13 protein-coding genes are annotated in these 17,629 nt (G+C 47.0%); 1 reads left to right on the top strand and 12 read right to left on the bottom strand.

The features are described from left to right. Window positions 1-192 precede the first annotated feature (192 nt). From L5L91_RS14300 to ilvC, 10 genes are all read right to left on the bottom strand, one after another. Window positions 193-1,056, bottom strand: a complete 864-nt coding sequence (locus L5L91_RS14300; RefSeq protein WP_263147544.1) for a Tim44 domain-containing protein — start codon at window positions 1,054-1,056, stop codon at window positions 193-195. A gap of 504 nt (window positions 1,057-1,560) precedes the next feature. Next, on the bottom strand, window positions 1,561-2,052 hold the full coding sequence (locus L5L91_RS14295; protein ID WP_263236956.1) for a DUF4303 domain-containing protein: 492 nt from the start codon (window positions 2,050-2,052) through the stop codon (window positions 1,561-1,563). A 47-nt stretch (window positions 2,053-2,099) separates the two neighbouring features. Then, entirely contained in the window at window positions 2,100-2,720 is a 621-nt protein-coding gene (locus L5L91_RS14290) for an imm11 family protein (RefSeq protein WP_263163973.1), read from the bottom strand. Window positions 2,721-3,221: 501 nt separating this feature from the next. Further along, entirely contained in the window at window positions 3,222-3,482 is a 261-nt protein-coding gene (locus tag L5L91_RS14285) for a hypothetical protein (RefSeq protein ID WP_263163972.1), read from the bottom strand. Window position 3,483: 1 nt separating this feature from the next. Next, window positions 3,484-4,617, bottom strand: a complete 1,134-nt coding sequence (locus L5L91_RS14280; RefSeq protein ID WP_263236955.1) for a pyridoxal-phosphate-dependent aminotransferase family protein — start codon at window positions 4,615-4,617, stop codon at window positions 3,484-3,486. Between the two features lie 207 nt (window positions 4,618-4,824). Continuing rightward, on the bottom strand, window positions 4,825-6,426 hold the full coding sequence (gene ilvA, locus L5L91_RS14275; protein ID WP_263237002.1) for a threonine ammonia-lyase, biosynthetic: 1,602 nt from the start codon (window positions 6,424-6,426) through the stop codon (window positions 4,825-4,827). Window positions 6,427-6,443: 17 nt separating this feature from the next. Continuing rightward, window positions 6,444-8,303, bottom strand: a complete 1,860-nt coding sequence (ilvD, locus tag L5L91_RS14270; protein ID WP_263236954.1) for a dihydroxy-acid dehydratase — start codon at window positions 8,301-8,303, stop codon at window positions 6,444-6,446. 57 nt (window positions 8,304-8,360) lie between these two features. Next, window positions 8,361-8,618: an acetolactate synthase 2 small subunit gene (gene ilvM, locus L5L91_RS14265; protein WP_006083459.1), complete on the bottom strand. Its 258-nt coding sequence runs from the start codon at window positions 8,616-8,618 to the stop codon at window positions 8,361-8,363. Next, window positions 8,615-10,288, bottom strand: coding sequence for an acetolactate synthase 2 catalytic subunit (ilvG, locus tag L5L91_RS14260; protein WP_263236951.1), 1,674 nt, complete (start codon window positions 10,286-10,288; stop codon window positions 8,615-8,617). Before ilvG ends, ilvM begins: the two co-directional genes overlap by 4 nt. A gap of 674 nt (window positions 10,289-10,962) precedes the next feature. After that, on the bottom strand, window positions 10,963-12,441 hold the full coding sequence (gene ilvC / locus L5L91_RS14255; protein WP_263236947.1) for a ketol-acid reductoisomerase: 1,479 nt from the start codon (window positions 12,439-12,441) through the stop codon (window positions 10,963-10,965). Window positions 12,442-12,672: 231 nt separating this feature from the next. Between ilvC and ilvY the strand changes: the two genes are divergently transcribed. Beyond that, on the top strand, window positions 12,673-13,545 hold the full coding sequence (ilvY, locus tag L5L91_RS14250; RefSeq protein WP_105250471.1) for an HTH-type transcriptional activator IlvY: 873 nt from the start codon (window positions 12,673-12,675) through the stop codon (window positions 13,543-13,545). Between the two features lie 193 nt (window positions 13,546-13,738). Here ilvY and L5L91_RS14245 read toward each other — a convergent pair whose 3' ends face one another. Together L5L91_RS14245 and L5L91_RS14240 are read right to left on the bottom strand one after the other, a co-directional pair. After that, a complete protein-coding gene (locus L5L91_RS14245; protein ID WP_105250472.1) occupies window positions 13,739-15,055 on the bottom strand; it encodes a hemolysin family protein in 1,317 nt (438 codons plus the stop codon). Window positions 15,056-15,810: 755 nt separating this feature from the next. After that, entirely contained in the window at window positions 15,811-17,595 is a 1,785-nt protein-coding gene (locus L5L91_RS14240) for a GGDEF domain-containing protein (protein WP_263237001.1), read from the bottom strand. Between the last annotated feature and the right edge of the window lie 34 nt (window positions 17,596-17,629).

Genomic DNA, 17,629 nt, shown 5'->3' with positions numbered 1-17,629 from the left:
GCAATTGATGCACTAATTAACTACTTTAAAATAATCAGCAAAGTCTTGCTGCCGCCAATAGTGAATGCGATGACAGCCGGATTTTTTCAATCTATCGATGACGTTGAACTGCTAGGGTAAGGCTGGATTGAAACGAAAGGGGATGTAAACAGCAGCCTTAAGAGATTAAGGCTGCTTTAAACACTGAGCTGATTACTGTTCGATACCCACAATTAACCAAGGTGAGTTGGCTTGCGTTACGTTACGCTCTAAATGCCAGATTTCCTTAATGTCCTCTTCTACGCCTTCAACGGTATCGCAATAGCGGCCGCTAAATTTAACACTCACTTCCGCAAGATTTGCATTGTGTGTGGCGCGGACAAGTTCTGCATCCAAAAACATCACTTCTGTGTGCTGATCGCCAACTAACTCGCGACGTTGGTTGCTGAGTTCATTGTAAAGATCAATAGAAACATACTCTTGGATTTTGCTTAAATCGTTTTCATTCCACGCCAATTGCAGGGTTTTGTAGTGACTACGAGCGCCTTCCAAAAAGCTTGGTAAATCAAAACCCGCGGGTAAATTAAAGGGCACATCGCTTATCGCTTGGCCAAAGCCATTGCTGCCGCTGTTTGCATTGGTGGCAAAACCTGTTTGTTCAGTCTGTTGGCGCTGTAGATTAGTACTTGGCTGACTCGCCCCTGCATAGGCCGGTCTTGGCTGCGCCCCCGCTTTTGAGGCCATCACAGTACGAACGATTTTGAATAGCACGAATGCCAGCAAACCGATAATCAAAATATCCATGATTTGAATATTTTCAAAACCACCGCCCATAAACAGCGCAGCCAATAAGCCACCTGCTAATAAACCGCCTAACATGCCGCCCATCATACCTTTTTTGCCCGGTGCTCCCGCTGGCGCCGTAGTCGGTGTGTTGGTCGCCGCTGGTTGAGCCGGAGCCGTTTGATGGCTTTTGCCGATAGATTTACTACCGCCGAATTTTTTTGCTTCAACGACTGGGCTAGTAACTAAGCTAACCGCAAAAATCATCGCCAGCATAATAAATAACTTTTTCATTTATAGGATCTTGTTCGTGTAATCTGAGGTGCTGCCATAATAGCGGGATGACATTATATGTCAATTAGCAAAAAGCGAAGGCTGATTGTCCTGTGCATATTTAGTGAGTTGCGATTAGCACTGTCATTCCAGTGACGCGCCAACTTTGGTTTAAAAATAAGTCATCCATGCGGGCTCGACGGCTGCATCTGCTGTATATGGACATACGAATGTCGCGATCACATGGATGTGAATGAGCGGCCATGCCGCCAACGGTCACTTACATGCCAGTGCTTAATCCCATAAACTGCCGTACATTCTGATAGCCTGAACTACCCAAACCGAAGTCCAGACAGAGGTGACCATCTCAGCAGTCATATCTTTTGAATCAAGATTTAGAATAATCGCCATGAAGAAAAGATGCGTTTGTCCTATATTTTTTCATCTTTTTTAAAAAGAGATTATTTTTCTATTTTTATAGATAAACCTGTACGGTTAATTAGTCAAATCTTAAAATAAATGCCATTAAAAGGGGGCATCGTTTATTAATTTTGCAGAAGAGTTTTCTATTTCCTCAGACTCATCGTCGTCAGTAATTGAAACAAAACACACTGTCGAATTTAGCTCAATAGGCAGTTCTCTTTTTATTCTGATTAGTACATTTGATAATGTCTTAATTAGTTCATTTTTAAACTTTGCAAAGTTTATTTCTCGAGATGAGTCCTCTCGAAGCATCTTACTTATTTTAGAGAAGGCTCCCGCATTATATCCATCATAAAACCACTCAGATACTGCCCATCTATAGTAATTTTCACACTCTATGCTCTGATCTTCTTCAGCAACGAGAATGCTTTTAAGCTTACCCTCAGAGCTAGCACTTAATGATGCTGACATGGCACTACTGTCAGTGTAAAGAGATACCGCATAGAATGCCTCATCTTTATTTTCTAACAATAACATCTTGATTGTATCGTATGTAATTTCAAAGCATTTTTCTTCTAACTCAGTCCAGTCCATTATTCACTCCTTGTACTTAGCTTCAATATTTTCATTTTATGATACACTCAGCTCCATGCAGAATACTGATAATTATCATTTATTTCCTTAAAACTCACACCCGTTAAACCAAGAGCCTCGTACTCGTTTTTAAACTGAATAGAACATACAGAAGCCGCTATCTCGTTACAAAAGAATAAATGTTCACAAATATTATTCTTTATTTTAAATTTATCTATAGACTCATAATATGTCTTCTTTAACCCACGTTCCTCTTGCGTGTTCAATTTCCCAGAATCTAAGTCAATCGAGATAGTATAAATGGACTCATCCTTATCTAAGATAGACAAATAACTTAGTGGAAAAAATAAAAAGTACTTTTTCTGCGGACGAACTCCTCGATGCAAGTTAATATCGACAGGAATACGAATACACTTAACCTTTAATTTTTCACACAAATATAACATTTCATTAGAAACTAAATTTTCATCAACCAAATAATCACCATTCAGTTGATATGTTTTTGCTTTAAGAGAATAAGCATTTAAAAAATCAACCTCACATGGTGGTGAGTCATAAAACTCATAGTCAGGTAGCTCAGGAGTCCAATGTTTATCCATAAAATACGGTATTCCCTTACCATCAGGATCTGATTGCACAATAAAAAATGGCTGTAGATTTGTACTCAAAATCACTACCCTGTAATAGGTTAAAAGTTTAATGTCCCTAAGAAAGCATTAGCGCATACTTAAATTTATTGTAAACATCGTTTTACTCTGTTGCCAGCAATAATATTCCCTCGCAAGTCAAAAAAGCTTAACGAACCACCATTATTTAATTCTTGGTATTAAATTCTCGGAATGCATCATTGTAAATAACAGACTATCAGGTATACCAAGGGTTTAACGGGATTAAGCACTGTCGTGGAAGTGACCATTGGCGGCATGGTCGCTCATTCACATCCATGTGTTCGCGACATTCTAGTCTTGTTATAAATCTAGCCATATATAGCAGATGCCGCCGTAGGGCCGATAGGGTCAACTTATTTTTTAAACTAAAGTCGGCGAGTCAGTGGAATGACAGTGCTAAATCAATATTACCTGCTGCCAAAAGCGACTTTATTAATAAAATTAAAAAATCCCCGCATTTCGGGGATTTTCGTTTAATCAAAACCACTAAAACTAACTAAGTTACAAACACTTTCCATCCGATGAATCATCGGAAGAAAGTGCTCGACTGATGCCGCCGAAGATGACATTCAAGAAGCCGATACCGACATCTTTTTGTCGCTCATCTGCGCTGCCCGTATCGTGGCCGCTCGCGTCGCGCATGCTTTGATTATTATTGGTTCCGCGCACAAAATCGCAGGAGACATTGCTCGTATTATTCACCGAGCAGGCACTGAGCAAAGCGATCATTAGCCCGCAAAAGGCAAAACGTAATCTTGGCATATTAGTTCAACACCTCTTCTAATGCCTTGAGGCATAAAGAGACATTTTCTCGACGGGCACCAAAGCCCATTAGACCGATGCGCCATGCTTTGCCCGCAAGGGCGCCAAGGCCGGCGCCGATTTCGAGGTTATAATCCTTCAGCAAACGAGTCCGCACCGCAGCATCATCGACGCCAGCGGGGATGTAAACTGCGTTAAGTTGTGGCAGACGCGAATCTTCGGCAACCACAAAATTTAGCCCTAACTTTTCCAGCCCAGCACGCAGCACTAAGTGCATGTCATGATGGCGTTGCCACGCATTTTCTAAACCTTCAGCCGCCAACATACGCAGGGATTCATGCAGTGCATAAAGTGCATTAACGGGCGCAGTGTGATGGTAACTACGTTTGCCGCCCGCGCTGGTCCAATAGGCCATCACTAAGCTTTGATCGAGGAACCAACTTTGCACTGGGGTCTTGCGATTCTTGAGTTTTTCGACGGCTGCAGGCGAGAAAGACACGGGCGATAAACCCGGTACACAGGAAAGGCACTTTTGACTGCCAGAATAAATGGCATCTATGCCCCATTCATCGACTCTTAATTCGACGCCGCCAAGGGAAGTCACCGCATCAACTATGCTCAAACAACCATAGGTTTTAGCTAATGCGCACAGGGTTTTGGCATCGGACAGCGCGCCAGTTGAGGTTTCGGCGTGCACAAAGGCTAAAAATTTGGCATCTGGATTGGCTTTCAGTACCGCTTCAACCGCAGCAGGATCAACAGGTGTGCCCCACTCATTGTCCACCAGCACGGCAATGGCGCCCATACGCTCGACGTTTTGGCGCATACGCTCACCAAACACACCGTTACGGCAGACAATCACCTTCTCACCCGGCTCGACTAAGTTAACGAAACAGGTTTCCATGCCCGCACTGCCCGGCGCTGATACCGCCATGGTCATTTCGTTTTTAGTTTGGAAGGCGTATTGGATCAGACTCTTAAGCTCATCCATCATGCCCACAAACAGCGGATCTAAGTGACCAACCATAGGTCTGGACTGCGCCGCAAGCACTTCAGGATAAACATCCGACGGGCCAGGGCCCATTAAAATACGGCGAGGAGGATTAAAAGCGGTAAAACGCGGTGCTGGTAACATCATGTCTCCTTAATGCGTGTAGGTGTAGGTCGAAGTCTAGTTATTATTCGTTAGCCAATCGTCAGCGGATTAAGTCAGCGACTTAACTGTGGCGCGCTAATCGGCGGCTAGAGTATTAAGTCTACAAAACTACCACAAAAAGGAGCGCCTGTGCGCTCCTCCTTTAGCCTTAGTTATGACTAACATAACTATCACGCGCATGGTGCGCTAAGGTTGTAACGCCTTGTTGCCGTTACCCGCATTTAAAAACAGCTGATAGGCAGGGCTTTGGGTTTCCTCTTGATAGACAAAACCCAACTCAGTTAAAAACTGTTGGAACGGCAAGGCATCACTCGCGGGCACTTCAAATCCCGCCAGCACTCGGCCAAAGGCCGCGCCGTGGTTACGATAATGGAACAGACTGATGTTCCATTTGCTCTGCAAGGTCGTTAAAAACTTCAGCAGCGCACCGGGATATTCAGGAAACTCAAAGCTAAATAAACGCTCCTCTAAAGGCTCTGGTGGATGACCACCGACCATATAACGCACATGCAATTTCGCGGTTTCATCCCCGGATAAATCCTGAACTTCAAAACCATTAGCCTCTAAAGTGGCGATGATTTGTTCTAGCTCACCTTGGCCTCGGCTTAAGCGAATGCCAGCAAACACCACGGCAAGATCACGACTACTGAAACGATAGTTAAACTCTGTCATCACCCGCTTATCGAGCAACTCACAGAATGTTAAGAAACTTCCCGGACGCTCAGGGACTTTCACCGCCAGTACCGCTTCTTTTTGCTCACCGAGTTCGCAGCGCTCCGACACATAACGCAGACTGTGAAAATTCACATTGGCGCCACTTAAAATCGCGGCGACTTTCTCACCATTGCCGCAATCACCATTGGCATTAGCGCTGATATATTTTTTAAGCCCAGCCAAGGACAAAGCCCCTGCGGGTTCGGCGATCGCACGGGTGTCCTCGAAGATATCTTTTACCGCAGCGCAGATTTCATCCGAAGTGACAGTCACTACTTCATCGACATAAAGTTTCGCGACTCGAAACGGCTCAGTGCCGATACGTTTAACCGCCACGCCGTCGGCAAATAAACCGACTTGCGCCAGTGTCACAGGTTCGCCCGCTTCCATCGCTGCCTTTAAACAGGCGGCGTCTTCTGGCTCGACGCCGACAATTTTCACCTGCGGCATTACCGCCTTGTAATAGGCTGCGATACCCGCTATTAAACCGCCGCCGCCCACGGGTACAAATACCACTTCGAGATCACGCTGCTGCTGCAACATCTCTTGGGCGATAGTGCCTTGGCCTGCGATCACAGCTTCATCATCGAAGGGCGCGATATAGACTCGGCCCTCTTCTTTAGCCATCGCCATCGCAAAGCCATTGGCTTGATCGAAGGCTTGGCCGTGCAATACCACGTTGCCACCTAAACGGCGCACCGCATCGACTTTAATATCGGGCGTCGTCTCAGGCATCACAATCACAGCATCCACACCGCGACTCGCCGCCGACATAGCCACACCCTGAGCATGATTGCCTGCCGAAGCACACACCACGCCGCGCTGGCATTCTTCTTTCGTCAGCTGGGCGATACGGTTATAGGCACCGCGTAACTTGAAGGAATGCACTGGCTGCATATCTTCGCGCTTCAAAAATACCTGACAACCTAAACGCGCCGATAACTTGTTCATGCTGGAAAGCGGCGTCACTTTCGCTATGTCATACACGGATGACAACAGGATTTTTTGCAGATAGCTTTGTGCCAACTGAAAATGGGCTAAATCCGCCTGAGTTTGCGATGAGAGTGGCAACATAGATGCAGTAAACATAATTAGTCCTCCAGTTTACTGCGATCGCGCACCGCGCCCTTGTCGGCACTGGTGGCGAGCATGGCGTAGGCCTTAAGTGCGAGTGACACATAACGCTGGCGACCAATAGGTTTCCACGCCATTGGGCCAAGACTGTGCATTTTTTCGCGGCGAGCATTGAGTTCAACATCGCTTACTGCCAGCTTGATGCTGCGCTTGGGGATATCAATTTCGATGCGATCGCCATTTTCAATCAAGGCGATAGTGCCGCCAGCGGCCGCTTCGGGTGAGACGTGGCCAATCGATAAACCTGAAGTGCCACCGGAGAAACGACCGTCGGTGATCAGCGCGCAGGCCTTGCCTAAACCGCGTGATTTTAAGTAACTGGTCGGATACAACATTTCTTGCATACCTGGGCCGCCTTTCGGGCCTTCGTAACGGATAACCACCACATCACCCGCTACCACTTCGCCGCCTAAGATACCCGCCACTGCGTCATCTTGGCTTTCATAGACACGAGCAGAGCCGATGAAGGTCAGATTAGATTCATCCACGCCCGCCGTTTTAACGATACAGCCGTTTTCGGCAACATTGCCCGACAATACGGCAAGCCCGCCCTCTTGGCTAAAGGCAAATTCGCGGCTGCGGATACAACCTTCTTGTCTGTCGTTATCCAGTGATGGCCAACGGCAATCTTGGCTAAAGGCTTTGGTGGTCGGAATGCCCGCAGGCCCCGCCATAAAGAAGTGTTTTACTTTTTCATCCTGCGTCTGCATCACATCGTATTTCGCCAATACCGACTTTAAATTGCCACCTTCATCGGCCGCCACATGGAACACATCGGTATGCAGCAATCCGGCTCTGTCTAGCTCACCTAAAATCCCCATCACGCCGCCCGCGCGGTGCACATCTTCCATATGATATTTAGGCGTCGATGGCGCAACCTTACAAAGGTGCGGCACAAGGCGCGACATACGGTCAATATCCGCCATGGTAAAATCAACATCGGCTTCCTGCGCGGCGGCCAATAAATGCAATACAGTATTAGATGAACCGCCCATGGCGATATCTAAGGTCATGGCATTTTCGAAGGCTTTAAAGTTGGCGATATTACGTGGCAATGCCGATTCATCATCTTGATGATAATAACGTTTTGCCAACGCCATCACGCGGCGACCCGCTTCCAAAAACAGCTCGCGGCGATCCGAGTGGGTTGCCAGCATAGAGCCATTACCCGGCAGCGATAACCCTAGTGCTTCGGTTAAACAGTTCATTGAGTTGGCGGTAAACATGCCAGAACAAGAACCGCAGGTTGGGCATGCGCTACGCTCGATTTTGGCACTGTCTTCATCGCTCACGTTCGAGTCGGCGCCCGCCACCATAGCATCGACTAAGTCGAGTTTGATGAGCTTATCCGACAACTTAGTTTTACCCGCTTCCATCGGTCCACCAGACACGAATACCACAGGAATATTGAGGCGCAGCGCCGCCATCAACATGCCGGGGGTGATCTTGTCGCAGTTGGAGATACACACTAAAGCATCGGCGCAGTGGGCATTAACCATGTATTCCACACTGTCGGCGATAAGCTCGCGCGATGGCAGACTGTAAAGCATGCCGCCGTGGCCCATGGCGATACCGTCATCGACGGCGATGGTGTTGAATTCTTTGGCGATACCGCCCGCTTCTTCGATAGCGCTCGCCACCAATGAGCCCATGTCTTTTAAGTGCACATGACCCGGTACAAACTGAGTAAAGGAGTTAGCAATGGCGATAATTGGCTTACCAAAATCATTGTCTTTCACCCCTGTGGCGCGCCATAGCGCACGGGCACCCGCCATATTGCGGCCTTCGGTACTGGTAGCTGAACGTAACTTTGGCATTGACTGTATCCTTTATCTCAAATCGAAAATGGTATTCTTAATTCACATGGCGAATGCTTAAGCATTTGCCGTTTGTTGCAAGCTCAGCGGTAACAATACCTTACACTGGGTCACATCAATCAGTTTATTCAACTGATTACTTAACAGTTCGATGGCACGTTCGCTATCGACCTCCATATCCAGCGACAGGCTAGCGTCGTCATTCATACGCATCTGCATTTGGGTAATCGTAAAACCACGATGGCGAGTCACGCGCAAAACACGCTCAAGCACTTCGGGGCGTTGTTGAACCGTTAATTCCAGAGAGTGGATCATGTTTGTTTCTCCATTTCGTCCATCATATCGCTGTTTGATGCGCCGGGGGGCACCAGTGGCCAAACGTTAAAAGCATCGTCGATTGCAACGTGTAACAAATACGGGCCCTTAGCCGCTAACATTTCGGTTAAGGCTTCTTCCACTTCGTCGGAAGAAAAAATCGTCCGGCCGGGAATATCAAAGGCGGAGGCCAATAAGACAAAATCAGGGTTATCGGATAAATCCGTTTCGCTGTAGCGCTCTTCAAAAAATAGCTGCTGCCACTGCTTCACCATGCCAAGCTTTTGGTTATCAACCAGCACGATTTTCACCGGCAGCTTACGGCGTTTGATGGTGGTCAGCTCCTGCACATTCATCATAAAAGAACCATCGCCAGAGACAGTCACCACTGTCGCATCGGGACGGGCCACTTGCGCACCAATCGCGGCGGGCAAACCAAAGCCCATAGTGCCTAAACCCGCGCTGGACAGGTGATCCTCTGGGCGGCGGAACCACATATGTTGGGCCACCCACATTTGGTGCTGGCCCACATCGCAACAAACAACATTGTCTTCGGGTAACTTATTGGCTAAACGGCGCAGCAGCGCAGGCGCATAGATCAAACTGCCGGGGTGTTGATAATCCCATTGATGCTTACGACATAAATGCTCCACCTCGGCCTGCCAAGGCGTGATGTTCATCGACATGGCTAAGGCAGGCAGGATTTGGCGTAAGTCACCGGCGATTGCCACCTCTGGCATACGTAACTTGCCCAGCTCAGCGGCGTCTATGTCTAAATGGATCACTTTGGCCTTGTCGGCAAAGCTCGCTAAACGGCCGGTGACTCTGTCGTCGAAACGGGCGCCAACCACGATCAGCAAATCACAATCCTGTACCGCTAAGTTAGCCGCTTTGCCACCATGCATGCCTAACATGCCTAAGTAACCTGGCGTGCCGTGGGCGATACTGCCAAGCCCTTTCAAGGTCGCGACCGAAGGTATACCCGTTACTTTGATAAACTCACGCAGTTGATCGACCGCGCCCGCCATGCCCACACCGCCACCGACATACAACATAGGTTGTTTCGCTTCTGCCAACAGCGCACGGGCGGCCTCGATATCACTCATCTCGGCTTGGGGTTCGTTGGTGACGGCCAGCAAAGGTGTACGGTATTCGAGGTGAGCGAGTTGGATATCCTTCGGGATATCGACCAACACAGGGCCAGGGCGGCCGGATGCGGCGATTTCGAAGGCTTGATATAAGGTTGGGATAAGATCGTTGATGTTTGTCACCATAAAACTGTGCTTAGTGCAGCTCAGTGACATGCCCAGCACATCGATTTCTTGAAACGCATCTGTGCCGATAACGGCGGTGGAGACTTGACCCGTAATGGCCACGATAGGCACTGAATCTAACAACGCATCGGCAAGTGAGGTGATAAGGTTAGTCGCGCCTGGGCCTGAGGTCGCAAAACACACGCCGGTTTTACCGCTGGCTCTTGCGTATCCTACGGCGGCAAAGGCGGCGCCTTGTTCGTGACGGCTTAAGAGATGTTCAACAGGGCTTCCATAGAGGGCATCGTATATTGGCATAATGGCACCACCTGGGTAACCAAACACTGTGGTGACTCCATGTGCTGCTAACACTTTGATTACCGCGTCTGCACCTCTGATCATCTGCCCTGGTTCCATATTCTCTCTCGCTACATTAGTCCTGAATTGCCGAAAATCGACGCTATTTTTTACTCTTTCGAAACTTAGAATCTTGCTCTAGGCCCTGAAACGAAGAACCCCCCGGTCCTTTAGGAGCGGGGGGTTCTTTCGAAACTTTTAACCTTTTAGGTCTATCAGTTCGCCATACGCCGCCCCCGCTGTGATTTAATAATCACGACGGTAATAATCACGAGAATGAGCTTGGCAGCTTGGTTAAACATCAATATGGATTCCTAATCGGTGTTTCTAAAATTTGGGTATTGAATGAAAGTTAGTATCGCTTTGGGCTTTGCCCTAGCGCGAGCTATTAGCTTTACCATAAAGCAACGGCCAAACACAATAAAAAATATCTTTTGTCAAAAAAAATTCAGCTTCCCTGCCGAGACAATGCAAAACAACAAAGTAAAACGTTAACTGTTGAGCCTCAGTCGGCGCAATTCACCTACTGAACGATAGACTCACTAACTGTGTCGTTTTTGCCCGCTCGACAACCCACTGAACAGGAAAAAATTTGTTTCTCACTAACTGATTTATCACTAAGCAAGCTCAAGATGCGCGTTTCACTATCTTGAGCTTGCTTGGGAACTGAGTTGAGACCCAAGTCCTTTGAGTCTCAGCCCTCTCCCCCAATGCAGGGCTTAACTAACTATCACTTAAGCCTCAACAATGCTCTTCATATCAGTCATGTAACCGCGAAGCTCAGCGCCAACATATTCCACTGCCGTTTCACGAATAGCTTCGTTAACAGCGATGAGCGTTAGGTTGTCGACACCGGTTGTGCTGTCTTTCAGGCCAGCACCTAAATACTCAGATGACATGGCATTAACATAGTCGCGCAGCATAGGTACAGCGGCGTGATTGAACAGGTAGCAACCGTATTCGGCTGTGTCTGAAATCACTACGTTCATTTCGTACAAACGCTTACGGGCAATCGTGTTAGCGATAAGTGGGGTTTCGTGCAGTGACTCGTAATAGGCCGACTCTTCCACAATACCTGCAGATACCATGGTATCGAACGCCAGTTCCACACCCGCTTTGATCATAGCGACAAGGAAAATACCTTTGTCGAAATAGGTTTGTTCGTCGATATGCTCGCTCGATACGGGCGCATTTTCGAAACCTGTTTCGCCAGTTTCGGCTCTCCAACGCAGTAAGTTCGCATCATCGTTTGCCCAGTCTTCCATCATAGTGCGTGAGAATTCGCCGCTGATGATGTCATCCATGTGCTTTTCAAATAATGGTTGCAGAATTTCTTTTAAATCTTCTGCAATTTCAAATGCTTTAATCTTGGCTGGATTAGACAAACGGTCCATCATGTTAGTGATGCCGCCGTGTTTCAGCGCTTCAGTGACCGTTTCCCAACCTTGCTGGATAAGCTTGGCCGCGTAGCCTGGCTCAACGCCATCGGCGATCATTTTCTCGTAACCTAAGATGGCACCCGTCTGCAACATACCGCACAGAATGGTCTGCTCGCCCATCAGATCCGACTTCACTTCTGCGATGAAAGACGACAGTAAAACACCGGCCCTGTCTCCACCCGTTGCGCTAGCGTAGGCTTTAGCAATCTCTAAGCCATCACCGTTTGGATCGTTTTCTGGGTGAACTGCGATAAGGGTAGGCACACCAAAACCACGTTTGTATTCTTCACGCACTTCAGTACCTGGGCACTTAGGAGCAACCATCACCACAGTGATGTCGGAACGAACTTGCATACCCTCTTCAACAATGTTGAAGCCGTGTGAGTAAGACAAGGTAGAGCCTTGCTTCATCAGTGGCATAACTGCGTTAACCACGTTTGAATGCTGTTTGTCCGGCGTCAGGTTAAGCACCAGATCCGCCGCAGGGATTAATTCTTCAAAGGTACCGACACGGAAACCGTTATCGGTTGCTTTTTGCCATGAGGCACGTTTCTGTTCAATCGCTTCAGGACGCAGGGCAAAAGAGATATTCAGACCCGAATCACGCATGTTCAAGCCTTGGTTAAGACCTTGAGCACCACAACCTAAAATAACAATATTCCAATCTTTGATGTAGTTACAGCCGTCACTAAACTCAGAACGATCCATGAAACGACATCGGCCAAGCTGTGCTAATTGTTGACGTAAATTCAGAGAGTTAAAATAGTTAGCCATCTGATATACCACCTATAAGTCAGAAATTTTGGACGCAACCAAACTAACATAATGTTACGACTTGGTTGTGATTGAAATCACTATAACCCATGCTTATCATTGCTTAAAATGATATATTCGGAACTTCATATTGCATTATACGCAACGTCAGCCGCAATAACGCTCAGTAACACTGGCAACAACATCGGCGGCAATATACAGCACTCAAGCTCAGTCTAAACAGGATAAGTTATGGATATTCGTACCCTCAAATTGTACCTGCACTTATGTGACAGTTTGCACTTCGCCAAGACGGCGGAGCAGATGCATGTGAGCCCATCGACCTTAAGCCGAGCCCTGCAAAGATTAGAAGAAGAAGTGAACGCTAAGCTGTTAGAGCGGGATAATCGCAGCGTGACCTTAACCCACGCGGGACACGAGTTTAAGCGATTCGCCGAGCAGACCTTGAACCATTGGAGCACACTCAAGCACAGTATCGATCTCAAGCAGGACGTGCTGCGCGGTCGGTTAAATCTGTATTGCTCGGTCACTGCCGCCTACAGTCATTTACCGGGTTTATTGGATCTATTCCGCCAAGAGCATCCCTTCGTCGAAATCGCCTTAACCACGGGAGATGCAGCGAACGCGCTAGCAGAAGTGCAGCAGAATCGCGCCGATATCGCCATCGCTGCCCTGCCCGATCCTTTCCCCAGCAGCTTACACTTTGCCAAAATCGACGATGTGCCGCTGTCGATTATCGCACCGACGATCCGCTGTGCAGTACAGCAACAAGTTAGCCAAACGCCCATCGATTGGTCGAGCGTACCCTTTATCATCCCAGATCATGGCCCAGGGCGGCGCCGCGCCGATAACTGGTTCAAACAAATGGGCATCAGCCCTAATATTTACGCCCAAGTCTCGGGACAGGAGGCGATCGCCTCTATGGTAGCGTTAGGTTGCGGCGTGAGCATGAGCCCCGAAGTGGTGATCAATAATAGCCCAGTGCGAGATCGCATTCAGCTACTCTCGTCGCCGGTTGCTATTCCACCGTTCGAGTTAGGTTGCTGCTGCAAAGTGAAACGACTTGATGATCCCATCGTTAATGCGTTTTTGGATGTGATTTAAACGGGGAAAGTAATACAAAATAAAAGTGCGAGTGAAGAGTTTCAACGAGATAGAAAACCGAAACGGCTCTCAAAAAGCTAAAAACTTAGCTAAAGAGAACCGCTTCACTATCGAACAGTTGCTATCAAATTGGTGCTAACAAACTATTGCCACAGGATTTCTATCGCAAGGCAATCAACACAAGATGACAGGATTACACATCCGGCGAGTTGAGCTTATCAATAGGATCGATACGAGTCACCAATAGCTGATCGACCTTGTACGAATCGATATCGACCACCTCAAATTTATAGCCTGCATAGTTCACGAAATCCGTACGCTTAGGGATTTTACGCAGCATATACATCATAAAACCAGCAATGGTTTCGTAGTTCTGATTATGCGGAAACTCCTCAATACCAAAGGCGCGCATTACGTCGGTAATAGGCGTCACACCGTCGACTAACCAAGAGTTGCTATCACGGGCGATGATCTGCTCTTCGCTCTCGTGCAATGACCAAGCCCCCATTACGGCGCGCTGTAGATCGTTGGTAGTCACAATCCCCACCACTAAAGCGTATTCGTTCATTACCACGGCAAAATCGGCGCGACTATTTTTAAAGTATTCCATCGCTTCTGACAGGCTCAGCGTATCGGGAATGATCAGCGAAGTATGGATTAAGTTACTGCCTTTTAAGATGATATTCTCACCGTTGATCACACGGATCAGCAATTCTTTCGCATCCACGAAGCCTTTGATCATATCCAACTGACCATCGCAGACGAGGAACTTAGTATGGGGATCTTCAGAAATTTTACGCTTGATATCTTCTTCACTGTCTTGCAGTAAAAAGTACACTAAGCTTTCACGGGCCGTCATGGCCGAAGTCACAGAAACGGTTTGCATTTCAAACACATTTTCCATCATCTGTTGCTCACCACGATCTAGCACCCCAGCTTCGGCACCCGCATTCATGACGGCATAAATGTCGTCGGAGGTGATGGCATCGTTACGCACGGTTGGGATCTGCAGCAGTTTAAAGATACCACTCGCCATGCCATTGAAAAACCACACTAATGGGCGTAATAGCACAATACAGAAAGACATAGGCCCGACAACAGCTAAAGCGACAGGCTCAGGCATCGCCATGGCAATGCGTTTTGGCATTAAATCGGCGACTAAAATAAAGGCGCTGGTTACCGTTATGAAGGATAAAACAAAGCTCAATTGGCTCAGCCAAGGCTCGGCGACTAAAGGGGAAAGCAATTGATAGAAGTAAGGCCGAAATGCCGACTCCCCCACAATACCGCCCATGATGGCAACGGCATTAAGACCAATTTGTACTACCGTAAAAAAGCTGCCGGGAACGGCTTGTAACTGCAGCACTTTTTCTGCTCGTGCATCGCCTTCATCGGCTAACTGACGTAAACGAATTTTACGTGAAGCGGCAAGTGCAATTTCTGACATAGAGAAAAAACAACTCGCGCCGATTAGACACAATATAATCATCACGTTATCAAAGAGACTCATGTAACACCTTTCATTTAACACTGGACTAACTAGGACCAACTCGCGCTTTATTGCTCGCAAGTCAGTTGAATTCATTGTATTTGAGCAAAGTTTGCTTTGTCTGGTCGCTGCACAACAAGATTGTATTGACCACTTTCACCCCAAAGATGAATGAGCGCTTAGATGACAATCCTTAGGGTGCACTCAGTATATCTGCAAATTCACGAGTTATGCGTGACTCCGCTCTCGCAGCCCACGCATAGCGCTAATGCACTTGCATCATTTAAGTAATGTTTTATGTCGAAACGACTGAATATACAGCATTTAATTATTTTACTCGACTCGATGGCATTAGACATCCGAGCGCGGTGGCTTTGATATTGAGCTGCTAGAACGTACATTTAAACCAACAGAATTGACTATGCAGTCGTGGCTTTGCTTAGTTGCGTTACGTAAAATACGTCCAGAATGGCAGCATGGATGTCACTCAGAGTGCATCGCTAAATCGACAATAGGCGACAGATTATATCTCATCTGCCGCCTAATATTACCTCACCTTGAGTAATTTTTATCTTAGCGACTTATCTACAGCTGTGTTTCACATAAATGTTATCAATTAGTTAGCATGATTGAGGACGTCTGTGGCGTGGTGATGCTAACCGAATATGTCTCCAATTTTGCAGCATAGCGCCTAGACTCTTGAAGCTCAGTAGCCAATCCAGCAACGTGTTGTGATATCTTGGCGAAAGAGTAACGTCACCTTCAACCGGCTCCCATTAAATCACTTCAACCTCGACTCTATTGCGACCTTTATCCTTAGCGCGATAGAGGCAAACATCGGCGCGGCGTAATACGTCGGCCATCTTAAATCCCGAGATCTTATCTAATGGCAAAAACACGCTGCCAATACTGATCGTCACCACAGCCAAGGGAGATACTTGATGGGGAATATTGAGTTGCTCAACGAGATAACACAGTTGCGTAGCAATAGCCGTTAACTGTGCTGGCGTGACCTGCTCGACGACCAAAGCAAACTCTTCACCACCAATGCGAGCCAATAGAGCATTGTTCGGCAGGATATCGCACTGTGCTAAGGCATCTGCCACCCGCTTGAGCACAGTATCGCCTTCAAGATGACCATAAGTGTCGTTGTAGGATTTGAAATAATCGATATCCAACATTAACAATCCCGCTGGAGTGTTAGCTTGTAGCACAGTAGCTAATCTTTCGGTAAAGGGTCGTCTATTAGCTAAGCCAGTTAACTCATCGGTTTCAGCCATCACCTTTAATTGGCTATTCGCGGCAACCAGCGCTTGTTGTAGCACTATCATCTGACGCTCTTTCTGTTCGCGTAGCAGTAACTCGTTCAATGCGGTGGCGAATTGGGTCAGCATATTCTTTTTCTGGGCGTTCCAATTTAATGGCCGCGACACAGTCGACAGCGAGAGCAATCCCAATAACTCCCCAGCATTTTTAATCGCAAAGGCGGCAATCGAACATATCCCCACGGATTTCATTACCTCATATTCCTGTGGTGAAAAAGCCTTTAACGCCTCAAGATCCTCAATCACTAAGGTCGATTCCGTCTCGAATTTTTTAGCCAGTTGAGCAATATTATCTACCGAAATCACTTGGACCTTATTTGCGTGTAAGTCACTGGTCCAAAAGCTGCGGTAATAGGCATGCTGCTGATTGAATTCGAGAAGACTCACCCTTTCAACATCAAATAACTGACCTATTTTGTGGCATACCTCAGTTAAGGTTTTATCCACATTGCAGGTATCTATACTCAAAAATTGCAACGAAATCTCAGCCAACAATTGATTCGACTGCGACTGCCAATCTAATTCTTTAGTTCGTTCTTTGACTAAGTCAGACAATAAATGCTGCTGTTGTTGCAGTGCACGTTGCTGACGTTTATTGATGGCTAAATCATTACGTATCCTTTGATACATACCCTTAAGTGACAATGCAACATGGGCTATTTCATCGGGTCTTGCGGTTACCGTCTCGGGCACAGATAACTTTTTTAACGAGTTAAGATTGATTTTATTAGTGAAATCTTCCAATGCCGACAATCTATCTGTCACCATGAGTCGCACTAAGGTCAAAATCAAATAAATCATCAATAGGGTCTTTAACCCATTACCGAGCACGATAAAAATCAACTGCCGCCACAGCTCGTAGTAAAGCCGATTGGTATCTAACCCTACGGTCAAAGTCGCTATCGACTGCTCTTGATAGGTCACAGGATAGTGAAATAGAGTTTGCGACTCATCATCGGTTAACAAAGGTTTACCCAGATGCATAGTGACGCCATCGATACTGTCTAAATGTACACTCGACACTAATGGCATCATCCCCAGTCCAGAGAGCAAATCCGATAACAAGCTACGGTCGACGTCCCACAGTGACTTAGCCACGCTTGGCAAAATAGATTCTGAATACTCGCGGATATCCGAAGTCGCATTATCGATACTATCCTGATAGTTCCAAATCAACTGTACCAGCATAGTTAACACAGCAAAAAACGAGCTCACCCCAATAATAATCAGCGTCATCTTGTGGCTAATAGAATGATTATGATGCTTCATG

It is taken from the genome of Shewanella sp. SM55, assembly GCF_025654025.1.
In the GTDB taxonomy this organism is placed as follows: Bacteria; Pseudomonadota; Gammaproteobacteria; order Enterobacterales; family Shewanellaceae; genus Shewanella; species Shewanella oncorhynchi.
Note: the sequence above shows the minus strand (reverse complement) of the source record. Positions and strands in the feature narration are given on the sequence as shown.

Coding starts and splice junctions, on each gene's coding strand:
- L5L91_RS14300 (WP_263147544.1), bottom strand. CDS start 1,056: ATGAAAAAGTTATTTATTATGCTGGCGATGATTTTTGCGGTTAGCTTA.
- L5L91_RS14295 (WP_263236956.1), bottom strand. CDS start 2,052: ATGGACTGGACTGAGTTAGAAGAAAAATGCTTTGAAATTACATACGAT.
- L5L91_RS14285 (WP_263163972.1), bottom strand. CDS start 3,482: ATGCCAAGATTACGTTTTGCCTTTTGCGGGCTAATGATCGCTTTGCTC.
- L5L91_RS14280 (WP_263236955.1), bottom strand. CDS start 4,617: ATGTTACCAGCACCGCGTTTTACCGCTTTTAATCCTCCTCGCCGTATT.
- ilvA (WP_263237002.1), bottom strand. CDS start 6,426: ATGTTGCCACTCTCATCGCAAACTCAGGCGGATTTAGCCCATTTTCAG.
- ilvD (WP_263236954.1), bottom strand. CDS start 8,303: ATGCCAAAGTTACGTTCAGCTACCAGTACCGAAGGCCGCAATATGGCG.
- ilvM (WP_006083459.1), bottom strand. CDS start 8,618: ATGATCCACTCTCTGGAATTAACGGTTCAACAACGCCCCGAAGTGCTT.
- ilvG (WP_263236951.1), bottom strand. CDS start 10,288: ATGGAACCAGGGCAGATGATCAGAGGTGCAGACGCGGTAATCAAAGTG.
- ilvC (WP_263236947.1), bottom strand. CDS start 12,441: ATGGCTAACTATTTTAACTCTCTGAATTTACGTCAACAATTAGCACAG.
- ilvY (WP_105250471.1), top strand. CDS start 12,673: ATGGATATTCGTACCCTCAAATTGTACCTGCACTTATGTGACAGTTTG.
- L5L91_RS14245 (WP_105250472.1), bottom strand. CDS start 15,055: ATGAGTCTCTTTGATAACGTGATGATTATATTGTGTCTAATCGGCGCG.
- L5L91_RS14240 (WP_263237001.1), bottom strand. CDS start 17,595: ATGACGCTGATTATTATTGGGGTGAGCTCGTTTTTTGCTGTGTTAACT.